Consider the following 13,321-nt stretch of genomic DNA (forward strand, 5'->3'; position numbering starts at 1 on the left):
GAACGGCTATGGCGAAGCACATTTCCTACGGCATCATCGGCTGCGGCATGATGGGGCAGGAGCATCTTCGCAATGTCGCGCTGCTGCCCGATGTCGGCGTCGCTTCGATCTTCGAGCCCGACGCGACGATGCGCGCCCGCGCGGCAGACCTTACCCCGCATGCATCGATCGCCGGCTCGGTCGCGGAGGTGGCGGCCGATCCGCGCGTCGACTGCTTGCTCATCGCCAGTCCGAACCATGTGCATTTCGCGCAGCTTAGGGAAGTCGCTGCTATCCGTGCGCTGCCCATCCTGGTCGAGAAGCCGCTTTTCACCGATCCGGTCGACGCAGCCGCGGTGAAGGCGTTCGTCGCGACCTATGCCGCACCAGTCTGGGTCGCGATGGAATACCGCTATATGCCGCCGGTCGCTCGATTCATCGAGCAGGCGCAGGACGCCACCGGCGGCATCCGGATGCTGACAATCCGCGAACATCGCTACCCGTTCCTGGACAAGGTGGCCCACTGGAACCGCTTCAACCGTCGATCGGGAGGCACGTTCGTCGAAAAATGCTGCCATTTCTTCGATCTCATGCGGCTGATCCTGAAATCGGAACCGGTAAGAATCATGGCGTCGGCCGGACAGGAAGTGAACCATCTCGACGAGCGTTATGATGGCGAGACACCCGATATCTGGGATTGCGGCTACGTTCTGGTCGATTTCGCCAGCGGCGCGCGCGCCATGCTGGAACTATGCATGTATGCAGAGGGCGGCCGCTATCAGGAAGAGATCAGCGCCGTCGGTGCGCGAGGTAAAGTCGAATGCCTGGTGCCGGGTCCCGGCCGCTTCTGGCCAGCCCATCTCGGTGCGGCGCCGACGCCGCAGTTGATCGTCAGCCCGCGCTTTCCGCAGGGACCGTACACCGTCGAGATCCCGATCGACCCACAATTGTTGACGGCCGGCGATCACAACGGCTCGACCTTTTATCAGCATCAGCGGTTCTGCGCCGCCCTGCGAGGCGAGGGGCCGGTTGAGGTGACGCTGGATGATGGCTGGAAAGCTGTCGCCATGGGTATCGCCGCACAATTGTCGGCAAACCAGGGCACGGCCATTTCCAACCCGCTCGATGCCTGCGAGAGCGCAAGATCCACGGCGTGAGCCGCCTAGTGGGATCAGTCGACCTTGCCTCCGATTGCCGCTATGGTTCGGACCAGCCTGTCCGCGACACAGGTCGATGCTCCAGCCGCCATGAGCATCTGCGGCAGGATCAACCATTCCAGCGTCCAGGCTGCACCGGAGCGCTCTTGCTCATGGATCAGCGCATGATGCATTCCCGACAATTGGACTGCGTTGTAGCGGGCAAGCGTCACCAGCATCTCGGCGTCGACGGGATTGCGCTTGTGCGCCATGGCGGACGACGAACCGCCGCCCGCCCTTTGCAGCTCGTCGCCTGCCTGCGCCATCAGCGCAATGTCCTGCCCGAACTTGCCGAGGCCGCCCGTCACAAGCGACAGCCAGTTGGCCAGCTCAGCGATGCGGTCGCGCTGACTGTGCCATTGCGGCGCGTCGCCGAGGCTTAGCTGCCGGGCCAGCGCGGCACGGAGGGCGGCGCCCTTGTCTGCAAACTTCTCGAGTGTCCCGGCGGTGCCGCCGAACTGGACGACGAGAACCGATCCCCGCACCGATTGAAGCCGCTCATGGTGGCGCACGATCGGTTCGCGCCAGCTTGCGACGCGGTCGGCTACGGAAATCGGAATTGCTGCCTGCATGCGGGTTCGGGCCATCAGCGTGCGATCGCCAAACCGATGGCCGAGATCGGCGAAGGCGACCACCAGAGCCGAAAGCCGTTCTTCCAACAGGTCGATACAGGCGCGAATTCTCAGGATCATCACCGTGTCGATCACGTCCTGGCTGGTCGCACCGAAATGCACATGCTGCGAATGCGGCTCTCCGACAGCATGCCTGATCTGCCGCACGAGCTCCGGCACCATGACGCCGTCGCGCGCCGTTGCGTCTCTCAGCGCCTGGATTTCCGGCCGGAAGTTGTCGAGGACGCGCCCGATGACGCTTGCTGCAGCCGCCGGGATGATGCCGAGCGCAGCTTCTGCGTCGGCGAGCGCCTTCTCGAATTGCAGCATCGTCGCAAGTTCGGCCTCGACGCCGAGCAGCGTCGCCATCTTCTCATCGCCGAGAAGCCCGGACAGGAGGGGATTGTCGAATGCTGCGATCATATGTCGAAGAAGACCGTCTCGTTGATGCCCTGGAGATGAATGTCGAACTTGTAGATGTCGCCATCGCGCGGCGCGACCAGCGTTGACACCCGCTCTTTCTGCTCAATGCGCATCAGGACGGGATCCTCGGCGTTGGCGGTTTCCTCATCGCCGAAATACATGCGGGTGTGAAGGCCAATGTTGATTCCACGCGCGACGACCCAGACCGTCAAATGCGGCGCCATCTTGCGGCCGTCAAAAAACGGCACGCGACCGGGTTTGATGGTTTCGAACAGGCATTCGCCCGTCGTCATGTCGGTGGGCAGCCGGCCCCAGCCGGTAAAGTTCGGGTCGGCGGAGCCGCGCAGATCCGAGGGCGAATTGTAGATGCCGGCGGCGTCCGCCTGCCAGATCTCCACAAGTGCGTTGTTCAGCGGCGAGCCGGCGCCGTCGATCACCCGGATATTGACCCTGATGCGTTCGCCCCTGGTCTTGTCGTTGACCATCGCGGTGCCAAGGTCGCGTTCATAGACGCCCGAGATACCGGCAAAGTTGGGCGTCAGCCCGATATGGACATAGGGTCCCGCGGTCTGCGAGGCGCTTTCCTTCAGCCGGCCGAGAGCCTGGACCATCAGTTGCCCTCGATGCGGTTTTCGAACAGCGTCGAGCGGCGGCCGCGCAGTACAATGTCGAATTTGTATGCCCGCGCATCCATCGGTATCGTTGCCTCCATGTCGAGTGCGGCGGTGAGGCCTTCAATAGCACGGCGGTCGTTGATGGTCCGCACGATCGGGCACCTCCAGATCATCGGGTCGCCCTCGAAATACATCTGGGTGATCAGGCGCTGCGCGAAGCCGTGCCCGAAGATCGAGAAATGGATGTGCGCTGGACGCCAGTCGTTGGGTCCGTTGGGCCAGGGATATGGCCCCGGCTGGATCGTGCGGAAACAATAGGAGCCATCCTCGCCGGTGATCGTGCGGCCGCAGCCGCCGAAGTTCGGATCGAGTGGCGCGAGATAAGTCTCCTTCTTGTGTCGATAGCGTCCGCCGGCGTTGGCCTGCCATACCTCCAGCAACGCACCGGCGACGCCGATGCCGCGCTCGTCGAGCAGGCGGCCATAGACGAGGATGCGCGACCCGATCGCGCTTTCGCCCGGCCCGGCAAAATTGTGTATGAGGTCATTGTCCAGTTCACCGAGAATACTTTGGCCGAAGACCGGCCCGGTAAGCTCCGACAGCGTGTTGTCGAGGGAAAGAAGCGGCCGTTGCGGCGAGCGCAGCACGGAAGTCTTGTAGGCTGGCGTGAAGGCCGGCGGATGCCAGTTGCGGTCGCGCGGAAAGAAGGCGCCGATTTCCGGCGTGCGGTTGGCGGGAAAGCGCGACTTGGTCATGATTAGCCGGCTTGAGCGTCGATTTCGTCGAACGTCTTCCTGGCGATCTTCATCGCATGATTTGCCGCCGGTACCCCGGCATAGATTGCCACATGCAGCAGCGCCTCGCGTATGTCGTCGCGCGTCGCCCCGGTATTGACGCTGGCGCGGATATGTATCGCAACCTCTTCGTCCTGCTTCAGCGCGGCGAGCAGCGCGATGGTGATCATGGAACGCTCGCGCCTGGTGATGTTCGGCCGCGACCAGACGTGGCTCCATGCAGCCTCCGTGATCAGTTCCTGGAAAGGAATGTCGAATTCGGTCTTGGCCGCCTCTGCCCGGTCGACAGGGGCGTCACCCAGCACCGAACGGCGCGTCGCCATCCCTTCGACGTATCGGTCGCCGTGTCGTGGCTTGCTCATTTGCGCTCTCTTGGCATGTCGTTCAGGAAGCCACGGATCAGCCCGGCCAGCCTTTCCGGCTGCTCGACGCATGGGATGTGGCCCGCACCGGAGATGACCTCGAATCGTGCGGCGGGGATTGAGCGGGCCAGCGATTCCACCAGTTCAGGAAGCGTCGATCCGTCCTGATCGCCGACAATGCAGAGTGTCGGCACTTTGATCGCGGCGGTCGTCGCGGTGAAATCGGCGTCGCGGATAGCCGCGCAGGCAGCAGCGTAGCCGGCCGGATCCTGGCGCGTCAGCATCGTTTTATAACCCGCCAGTTCCTCGCCGCGATTCTTATGGAAATCCGGCGTGAACCATTTTCGCATCACGTCGTCGGCAAAGCTGGCGATGCCCTCCGACAGGGTCGCGTTGATGCGCTCGTTCCACATCTCGGCCGTACCGATTTTCGCTGCCGTATCGCAAAGGATCAATCCCTCGATCAAAGCCGGCCGCGTCTTGTAAAGGCATTGCGCAATGACGCCGCCGATCGAAAGCCCGCAGATCACCGCGCGCTTTACGCCAAGATGGTCGAGCAGCCCTGCAAGGTCCGTCGCATGGGTCTCGATTGTTTGCGGCGCGCCACCCAGTTCGCTCAGGCCGTGTCCGCGCTTGTCGAACGCAACGGATGTACAGTCGTCGGCCAGCCTTCGCTCGACCTCGTTCCAGATGCGCATATCCGTGCCGAGCGAGTTGGCGAAGACGACCGTCGGCCTGCCAGTTTTGGGACGATGCCGGTAGTGGATCGTCGCGCCATTGATGCGAGCAAAGTTCATACTTGTCATAGCTTTGGCATTCCTTTGGGCCGCATCAGCCGTTTTTGCGCGGCGATGCGGAATGGTGCGTTCGGCGCACCATAGCCTGCATACGCGCCGCGCCGTTCAACGAACTCGATAATGAATCCCTCTCCGAATGTCGGCGCATAGAGCTGAAAAAATTCGCCGTTGTCGTCGCGGTCATAAAGGATGTTGGCCGAGCGTAACCGATCGGCGACTTCCGGATCCAGACCGAAGCGCGCTTCTACGTCGTCGTAGTAGTTCATCGATATCTGAAGCGGTTCGAAGCCGTTGGCCTGCAGCTTCGCCGCCGTCGCAAAGATGTCATCCGTCGCGAGTGCCAGATGCTGGACGCCGGAACCAAAGGTTTCGGCGATGAAATGGCCGGCCAGGGTGCGGTGACTCTCGGCGCCGTTCAGCGTGAGGCGGAAGCGCTTGTCCAGACCTTCGATGACCTGGCTGCGCACGAGGCCGGCCGGATCGACGATGTCGACCATCGGGCTCTTGGTCGTCCTGAAGATCGAGACATAGAACAGCAGCCAGCTCGGCATCTCCTCCTGTGCCATGGTCTGCCCGACATGATCGATGCGGGTGAGGCCGACGCCATTGCCGGAACTTGCCGACGTGACCGGCGTGAACTCTATGTCCCAGACCTTCGCCAGGTCGGTCTTGGCATCGAGGAAGTAGATCAGTCCGCCGCCGACGCCGCGGATCGCCGGGATCGACAACTCGCCGGGCCCGACCCGCTGGTGAAAGATCTCCGCGCCCAGTGCCTCGGCGCGCGCCACCGTGGCGGCGGCGTCCTCGACCTTCAGGCCCATCGCGTATGCCGACGTGCCATGGACAACAAAGGAAGAATGGGCAAAGCCCTGCCGCTCGGTATTGATGACGATATTGATCTCGCCCTGGCGGTAGAGCGTGACCTCCTTAGAGACGTGCCGACCGGCCTCGACAAAGCCGAGCATGCGCAACAGCGATCCAAGCTGTCCGGCGTCCTGGCGATCGGCCGCGAACTCGATGAACTCGACCCCTCCGACCCCGATGCGGTCGGGCATTGGCGGGATGGCCATGTCAAGTGCCGGTTCTTCACGCCGCACCTGGTCCATCAACCATACGAGCGAACGCCGTCCGTCGACGGAGATCGCCTTTGCCGACCCGCCACGGAACTGGTCGTTGAAAATCTCGAGCGACAGATAGCCGTCATAACCGGTTGCCGCGACCGCCTGCATGAACTGTCGCACCGGCAGATCGCCTTCGCCTGGCATGTTGCGGAAGTGCCGGCTCCAATAGAGCAAGTCCATGTCGATCAGCGGCGCGTCGGCGAGTTGGACAATGAAGATCTTGTCCGCGGGTATCGAACGGATCGAGCCGAGCTCAATCCTGCGGGCCAGCGTGTGGAAGGAATCGAGAACCAGCCCGACGTTCGGATGGTCGGTCCTGCGCACGATTTCCCAGGCATCGCGATGATCGTTGACGTGACGCCCCCAGGCCAATGCCTCGTAGCCGACGCGCAGACCGCGCCTGGCGGCGCGCTCGCCAAGCTCGCGAAAGTCCATGGCCGCCCGGTCGATCCCGCCAAGCGAGACGGGCGACACCGACGAGCATACCAGCATCAGATCGGTGCCGAGTTCCTGCATGACGTCGAACTTGCGCTCGGCACGATCGAAGGCGCGCTTGCGCTGCGGCTCCGGCAACCCCTCAAAATCCCTGAACGGCTGGAAGAGCGTTATGGTCAGACCTGTGTCACCAGCCATTCGGCCGACGTCGCGCGGCGAGCCGTCAAAGGCGAGGAAATCGTTCTCGAAGATTTCGACACCGTCGAAGCCCGCGGCGGAAATTGCCGCGAATTTCTCCGCCAGGTCACCGGCGATCGACACCGTCGCGATCGACGTCTTCAAACGCGCCTCCTCCCTGGTTTGTCGTGAACGAACCAGTTCGTACATAACTAAGGCAACGCTGGCAGCACCGCAAGTTTCGGCCGCTCAGCGTTCTGCGGGAGCTTCGTCCTTCGCGACAAAACGCAACAGCATCTCCACGCTGTTGCGTTTGAGCCGCTCGAGTTGTGCCGGCGCGCCGAAGTCGCGTCCGAAGATCATCGAAAAAGTGGTGCGATTGGAAACGTTGAAGAAGCACAGCGCGCTTACTTGCCAATGGAGTTCGATCGCGTCGAGTCCCGGCCGGAAGACCCCCTCTTCGACACCGCGTGAATAGATGCGAGAGATGTGGTCGATCGCCGTCACGTTCAGTTCGCGGATCGCATCCGATTGTTGGAGGTATTGACCGTGATGGATGTTCTCGATCATCACCATGCGGATGAATTCCTCGTGTCGGTGATGGTGGTCGAACGTGAACTCCACCAGGCGCGTCAGTGCCGCCACGGGGGGCAGACCTTCGATATCAAGTTGAGCCTCGCCCTCGCGCACCTGACGATACGCGTTCTCGAGCGCGCGCAGGTAGAGGCCTTCCTTGTCGCCAAAATAGTAGTAGATCATGCGCTTGCTGAAGCGTGTGCGCGCCGCAATCTCGTCTATGCGCGCGCCCGACAAACCGTTCAGGGCAAACTCCTTGGAGGCGATCTCCAGGATGTTGCGGCGCGTGCCCTCAGGGTCCTGGATACGCGTCGTGCTCGCGTCCGGCTTCGGCTTTCGTTCTTTCTTGATAACGGCCATGCAGTTTGAGTTCCCGCCCCGGCACAGCCGGCATTTGACTAAACTAACCAGTTAGTACATCATTCGCAAATCACGACGGACTCATTTACCGGCGCGTTTGGCGTGAACACAAGGGCGATCCAGGAATTGCCGCATTTGGGCTGGGAGGCGGCCCGCACAGGGAGGAATTTCGGGAGATGGGCGACAGCCTTGTCGACCTCCTTTGCCGTCTTGCCGACGAGCACAAGGGCGCCGCCAGCGGCGACAGCGAAAAGGTCGTGATTGGCCTCGTCGGACGCGGTATTCAGTCCTCGCGCACTCCCGGCATGCACGAGCGGGAAGCCCGGCGTCTCGGCATCGGCTATTCGTACCTTTTGCTCGATTTCGACCGGCTCGGATTTCCGGACGCGGCGATCGGCGACTTGATCGCGGCGGCGGAAATTGCAGGCTTTCACGGCCTCAACATCACGCATCCGTTTAAACAGGCTGTCATTCCCGTCCTCGATGCGCTGTCGCCGGAAGCGCGCGCGATAGGCGCGGTGAATACGGTCGTCTTTGCTGGCGGACGCAAGGAAGGCCACAACACCGACGGCTGGGGTTTCGCGGAGAGTTTTCGCGAAGCGATGACAGGCGCATCGATGGGCTGTGTCGCAATGTTCGGCGCCGGCGGAGCGGGCGCCGCAGTCGCAAACGCGCTGATGCAAATGGGCGTTGGCCGGCTGTTCGTCCTCGACAGCCAACCCGGTCGCGCCTCGGATCTTGCGTCGCGCATGGGCGCGTTCGGCGGTCGCGTCGAGACGTGGCCGGACCCGGCCGCAGCCGTGCGCATGGCAAACGGCATCGTCAACACGACCCCGGTGGGCATGGCGAAGTACCCCGGAACACCGTTCGACACGGCTCTTCTGACAGCCGAAAAATGGGTCGCCGACATAATCTATTTTCCGACCGAAACAGAGTTGTTGGTGGCGGCCCGAACGATCGGCTGCAGAACGCTGCCGGGCATCGGCATGGCGATCAATCAGGCCGTCCGCGCGTTCGAACTCTTCACCGGGCGCAAGGCCGACCGCCGCGCCATGGCAGATCACTTCGAGGCCGCCGCATGAAGGCAATGACGTCTACAACCGTATGAAGACCATAGGGAGGAAATCGACATGAAAGCTGAAATCAACCGACGCCTGTTTATGGTCGCCGCCGGCGCACTCGCCGCCGCGACCGCCGTTCCCGCCTTCGCCCAGGACAAGCCGAAGCTGCGTTTCTCGGCCGTGTTCTCGGAACAGGACATCCGGGCCGAGATGATGAAAATGTTCGCCGACGCCATCAAGGACGACTTTGCCTTCGAGGGTTATTACGGCGGCAACCTGTTCAAGCAGGGCACCGAACTTGTCGCCATCCAGCGCGGCAACCTCGAGATGGGCAACGTTGCCCCGCAGGACATCTCCAAGCAGATTCCGGCGTGGTCCATCGTCACCGCCGGCTACCTGTTCCGTGACGCCGCGCACGTGAAGGCGTTCTTTGCCAGCGATGCCGGGGCGGAGCTGAAGCGGATGACCGAGGACCAGCTCGGCGTGAGGGTGCTCGGCCCTACCTATTTCGGCCTGCGCCAGGTCGGCCTGAAGCCGGACAAGGAAATCAAGACTCCCGCCGACATGGCAGGCATCAAGCTGCGTATGCCGGGCGGCGACGCCTGGCAATTCCTCGGCCAGGCGCTCGGTGCGAACCCTACGCCAATGGCCTACGCCGAGGTCTATACCGGCCTGCAGACAGGCGCAATCGACGGACAGGACAACCCGTTGCCCAACGTCGAGAACATGAAGTTCTACGAGGTCATGTCGCAGATCGTATTGACCTCGCACCTTGTCGGATTCGACCTTCTCAGCATCTCGAAAAAAGTGTGGGACGAGATGGGGGCCGAGAAACAGGCAAAGGTCCAGGCCGCGGCGGACAAGGCGATCGACTTCTCGACAGAGAAACACCTGACGCGCGAGAAGGAACTCGTTGAAACATTCAAGGGCAAGGGCCTGAAGATCTACGAGCCCGATGTCGCAGCATTCCGCAAGCATGTGCAGGAGCAATATCTTGCCTCCGACCTGGCCAAGGAATGGCCTGCCGGGATGGTCGACAAGATCAACGCGCTTTGACGCGACGAACGCGCCGGCCGGTCCGCTTGCGACCGGCTGGCCGGTTTGGCCAGACGCCCGTCAGGGAGGCATCATGAACCCGGGATTGAGACAGGTCGGCGGCTGGCTCTACCGGCGCGCCGAGAACGCCATCGCCATCGCAATCGGCGCCATGTTCGCCGCGTTTCTGCTGCAGGTTGCTTTTCGCTACCTTCTCAGCTGGCCGACCGGCTGGAGCAACGAGCTCACCGTCGTACTCTGGATCTGGGTTGTGCTGTTCGGCGCAGCATTCGTCGTTCGTGAAGAAGAGGAAATCCGTTTTGATCTCCTCTACGCCACAGTCGGTCCGGACATCCGGCGGGTAATGACGCTTGCCTTCGCAATCGCTCTCGTCGCGCTCTATGGCTGGTCCTTTCCGGCCGTCTTCAGCTACGTGACCTTCATGAAGGTCGAGAGCACCGCCTACCTCAAGATACGCTTCGACTGGCTGTTCTCGATCTATCTGATCTTCGTGGTCGCCGTGATCGCCCGTTACCTGTGGCTGGCGTGGCGTGCTCTGCGCGGCGAAGCACCGGCGGAATTCGACCCCACGAAAGCGAGCTCCGGCGTATGAATCTCGCGAGTCCCTTTTCGCTGTCAGTCGTTGCGATCACAGCGCTGGCCCTGCTTGGCCTGCCGATCGGTCACTCGATGATCGCCGGGTCGATCCTCTATCTCTGGCTTGCAGGGCTCGACATGGGCACGTCGGCCGAGCAACTCCTCAACGGGCTCTACACAAGCTACATTCTGCTTGCCGTACCGATGTTCATTCTCGCCGCGGAGTTGATGAACGCCGGGACCATGACCGACCGGCTGCTGCAATTCTGCAACGCCGTCGTCGGCCGTTTCCGCGGCGGTCTGGCGCAAGTCAACGTGCTGCAGTCGATCATCTTCGCCGGTATGTCCGGCTCGGCCATCGCCGACGCCGCGGGCACCGGCAAGATGATGCAGCAACTCATGACCAAGGATGGCAAGTACCCGGCGAGCTATGCCGCTGCGCTGACAGCCGTCACCTCCGTCGTCGGCCCGATCATTCCTCCGTCGATTCCGCTGGTCATCTACGCGCTGATCTCGGATGCATCCATCGGCTACCTGTTCATTGCCGGTATCGTGCCGGGGCTTCTTCTCGCCCTGTCGCAGATGATCATCGTCGCCATCGACGCGCGCCGGAAGAACTTTCCGGTCGAGAAGCCGGTGCCGCTCAGGGAATTACCGGGGATCACCTTGCGCGCATTTCCGGCGCTGATGCTGCCGGTCGTTCTGCTGGTCGGCATAAGGGGCGGCGTGATGACCCCGACCGAGGCCGCGGCGGTCGCCGCCGGCTACGCGCTGCTCATCTCGGTCGCGATCTATCGCAGCGTGACGCCGGGCCAACTCTACCATGCGCTTCTCAACAGCGCCCGCACCACGGCCTCGATCGGCATGCTCATCGCCGGCGCCCTGGTGTTCAACTACGTTGTCACGGTCGAGAACATTCCGCAGTCCCTGTCGGTGATCCTGAAGTCCTGGGATCTTTCGCCGATAGGTTTCCTGATCCTGGTCAATATCCTGCTGCTGATCCTGGGCTGCGTGCTGGAAGGGACGACCATCCTGCTGGTAATCGTACCGGTGCTAATTCCGACGGCGCAGGCGCTCGGTGTCGACATGGTGCATTTCGGCGTAATGGTCGTCGTCAACATCATGCTCGGGCTCGTCACCCCGCCCTACGGGTTGCTGCTGTTCATCATGACCCGCATCGCAGAGGTGCCGCTGCGCGACCTGGTGCAAGATGTAATGCCGTTTCTCTACGCCATGATTGCCGCCCTGATGCTGATCACCTTCTTCCCATCGCTGGTGCTGTGGCTGCCGCGCCTGCTGGGCTATCAAGGATAGGACCATGACCAAGCCAATCTTCGTTCTCAACGGCCCCAATCTCAACCGGCTCGGCATGCGCGAGCCGGAGATCTATGGGCGGACGACACTCGCAGAAATCGAGCGGATGTGCCGTGACGCCGCCGGCGACCATCCGATCCGTTTTCACCAGTCGAACATTGAGGGCGAAATCGTCAATTGGGTGCATGAGGCGATCGACGACGGCGCGGGCATTTTGGTCAATCCCGCGGGTTTGAGTTTTGTTTCGATCCCGGTGCTCGATGCGCTCAAAATGTTTCCGGGCCCGATCGTCGAACTGCATATCTCGAACATCCATCGCCGCGAGGAGATCTATCATCGGTCGCTGGTATCGAAGGTCGCCACCGGCGTGATCGCGGGGCTCGGCGCCGCGGGCTATCCGCTCGCGATCCGCTGGCTCATGGACCAGATAGACGGATAGTTTGTCGCCATGCCTGAACCCTGTATCATCGCTGTTGCGATCACCGGCTCGCTGCCGCGCAAGGAAGACAATCCTGCGGTGCCAATCAGCGTGGCCGAACAGATCGAGTCGACCCAGGAAGCCTTTGAAGCAGGTGCGTCGCTGGTGCACATCCACGTGCGCAATGACGATCAGAGTTCATCGTCTGAACCAACGCGGTTCGCTGCTGTTCAGGCGGGGGTGCGTAGGCATTGCCCCGGTATGATCGTCCAGTTTTCGACCGGCGGGCGCGGTCGTGATCCTGCCGCGCGTGGCTCGGCACTTTATCTGAAACCGGACATGGCCTCGCTTTCGACCGGTTCGGTCAACTTCCCATCCATCGTCTACGAGAACCATCCCGCCCTGATCGGTGATCTCGCAACCGCGATGAAGGCAAATGGCGTGCTGCCGGAGATCGAGATCTTCGATCTCTCGCACCTTCACACTGCCAGGCGGCTGGCCGACGCGGGACTTTTGGGTGAGCGCCCGCACATCCAGTTTGTCATGGGCGTGCAAAACGCACTGCCTGCGGAGGAGAGATTGCTCGATGTGCTCCTCAGGGAAGCGAAACTCCTGTTTCCACAGTCCACCTGGACGGCGGCCGGAATAGGCCGCAACCAGACGATCGTAATGCAATGGGCGTTGGCGCGCGGGGCAGACGCAGTGCGCACCGGACTTGAGGATAATATCAGGATCACCAGGGAACGCCTGGCGCGCAGCAACGCCGAGCTTGTCGAACTCGCGGCGGCCTCGGTCGAGAAGTTTGGCCGGCGCGTGGCCACCGTCAACGAGGCGCGCCAAACGCTTGGTCTGGCGTCAGGATCGTAATTCCTGGGGCCGCAACTTCGCGCCCCGCTGTCGGACCTGTTGCGCCTTGGCCACCGTCCTGGAATTACGGTGACAGTGCACTATTTTCTTTCCCCGCCTGGCCGCGTTTTCCCGATTTCACGGCTTTTCCGGTTTGCTCGGCAATCCGGTCCAGAAGTGGTTCGCCGCCCTCCGGCCGTTCAGATTCCGACATCGGCAGCGTGGCGATGCTAGTCGAGCCGTGCGTTCAACTACACACAGGAAGGCCTCCGATCGGTAGGTGCGGCGAACGGCGGCAACGACGTGCGAATAGGATGGTTGAGTGTATGATCGAAAATGCCGTAGCTGCAGTCTAACGCGAAATGCCGATCGTCTGTGATCCATCGGTCATTGCAGCGGCGATGAACCGGAATCATGACCCCAAGCCGACCTTCAGCAACCCGTTTTGCTGCCCGATAGCCGACATTCGTGGCAACCAGCGCTGATGGCCGGAGAGCGACTTACGCAAGCCGCGACGTGAACGGCAGCTTCGCGCCCGATCTTGGTCATTCCGGGTACCATTGCCACTGCCCAAAACCAGACATTACCGGCGTCTGGGAGAGCAC

14 protein-coding genes are annotated in these 13,321 nt (G+C 62.0%); 7 read left to right on the plus strand and 7 right to left on the minus strand.

All coding sequences use genetic code 11. The features are described from left to right. Window positions 1-8 precede the first annotated feature (8 nt). Entirely contained in the window at window positions 9-1,136 is a 1,128-nt protein-coding gene (locus AC0L2B_RS19245) for a Gfo/Idh/MocA family protein (RefSeq protein ID WP_473746453.1), read from the plus strand. A 14-nt stretch (window positions 1,137-1,150) separates the two neighbouring features. On the opposite strand, the gene AC0L2B_RS19250 is transcribed toward AC0L2B_RS19245, so the two are convergent. The 7 genes from AC0L2B_RS19250 to AC0L2B_RS19280 form a co-directional block, all read right to left on the minus strand. Further along, on the minus strand, window positions 1,151-2,209 hold the full coding sequence (locus AC0L2B_RS19250; RefSeq protein WP_473746454.1) for a 3-carboxy-cis,cis-muconate cycloisomerase: 1,059 nt from the start codon (window positions 2,207-2,209) through the stop codon (window positions 1,151-1,153). Continuing rightward, on the minus strand, window positions 2,206-2,820 hold the full coding sequence (pcaG, locus tag AC0L2B_RS19255; protein WP_473746455.1) for a protocatechuate 3,4-dioxygenase subunit alpha: 615 nt from the start codon (window positions 2,818-2,820) through the stop codon (window positions 2,206-2,208). The genes AC0L2B_RS19250 and pcaG overlap by 4 nt, the downstream gene beginning before the upstream one ends. After that, window positions 2,820-3,578 (minus strand): protocatechuate 3,4-dioxygenase subunit beta, encoded by a 759-nt coding sequence (gene pcaH / locus AC0L2B_RS19260; RefSeq protein ID WP_128166357.1) that lies wholly within the window; start codon window positions 3,576-3,578, stop codon window positions 2,820-2,822. The genes pcaG and pcaH overlap by 1 nt, the downstream gene beginning before the upstream one ends. A 2-nt stretch (window positions 3,579-3,580) precedes the next feature. After that, on the minus strand, window positions 3,581-3,979 hold the full coding sequence (gene pcaC / locus AC0L2B_RS19265; RefSeq protein ID WP_473746456.1) for a 4-carboxymuconolactone decarboxylase: 399 nt from the start codon (window positions 3,977-3,979) through the stop codon (window positions 3,581-3,583). Beyond that, on the minus strand, window positions 3,976-4,776 hold the full coding sequence (gene pcaD / locus AC0L2B_RS19270) for a 3-oxoadipate enol-lactonase (protein ID WP_473746507.1): 801 nt from the start codon (window positions 4,774-4,776) through the stop codon (window positions 3,976-3,978). Before pcaD ends, pcaC begins: the two co-directional genes overlap by 4 nt. Window positions 4,777-4,781: 5 nt before the next feature. Beyond that, window positions 4,782-6,674 carry a bifunctional sugar phosphate isomerase/epimerase/4-hydroxyphenylpyruvate dioxygenase family protein gene (locus tag AC0L2B_RS19275; RefSeq protein WP_473746457.1) on the minus strand — a complete coding sequence of 631 codons (1,893 nt, stop codon included), beginning with the start codon at window positions 6,672-6,674 and terminating at the stop codon, window positions 4,782-4,784. A gap of 84 nt (window positions 6,675-6,758) precedes the next feature. Then, a complete protein-coding gene (locus AC0L2B_RS19280; protein ID WP_128166363.1) occupies window positions 6,759-7,445 on the minus strand; it encodes a TetR/AcrR family transcriptional regulator in 687 nt (228 codons plus the stop codon). Window positions 7,446-7,621: 176 nt separating this feature from the next. On the opposite strand from AC0L2B_RS19280, the gene AC0L2B_RS19285 reads away from it, so the two are divergent. The 6 genes from AC0L2B_RS19285 (at window position 7,622) to AC0L2B_RS19310 (ending at window position 12,737) form a co-directional block, all read left to right on the plus strand. Further along, on the plus strand, window positions 7,622-8,527 hold the full coding sequence (locus AC0L2B_RS19285) for a shikimate dehydrogenase (RefSeq protein WP_473746458.1): 906 nt from the start codon (window positions 7,622-7,624) through the stop codon (window positions 8,525-8,527). Window positions 8,528-8,575: 48 nt separating this feature from the next. After that, a complete protein-coding gene (gene dctP, locus AC0L2B_RS19290; protein WP_287259083.1) occupies window positions 8,576-9,562 on the plus strand; it encodes a TRAP transporter substrate-binding protein DctP in 987 nt (328 codons plus the stop codon). 73 nt (window positions 9,563-9,635) lie between these two features. Beyond that, window positions 9,636-10,154: a TRAP transporter small permease gene (locus AC0L2B_RS19295; RefSeq protein WP_473746459.1), complete on the plus strand. Its 519-nt coding sequence runs from the start codon at window positions 9,636-9,638 to the stop codon at window positions 10,152-10,154. Beyond that, complete coding sequence (locus AC0L2B_RS19300) at window positions 10,151-11,452, plus strand: TRAP transporter large permease (RefSeq protein ID WP_473746460.1); 1,302 nt, start codon at window positions 10,151-10,153, stop codon at window positions 11,450-11,452. Before AC0L2B_RS19295 ends, AC0L2B_RS19300 begins: the two co-directional genes overlap by 4 nt. Window positions 11,453-11,456: 4 nt before the next feature. Next, window positions 11,457-11,891 carry a type II 3-dehydroquinate dehydratase gene (locus tag AC0L2B_RS19305; protein WP_128166373.1) on the plus strand — a complete coding sequence of 145 codons (435 nt, stop codon included), beginning with the start codon at window positions 11,457-11,459 and terminating at the stop codon, window positions 11,889-11,891. 9 nt (window positions 11,892-11,900) lie between these two features. Continuing rightward, window positions 11,901-12,737 carry a 3-oxoadipate:acetyl-CoA acetyltransferase gene (locus AC0L2B_RS19310; protein WP_473746461.1) on the plus strand — a complete coding sequence of 279 codons (837 nt, stop codon included), beginning with the start codon at window positions 11,901-11,903 and terminating at the stop codon, window positions 12,735-12,737. Window positions 12,738-13,321 lie beyond the last annotated feature (584 nt).

This window comes from Mesorhizobium sp. WSM4815 (assembly GCF_055811575.1).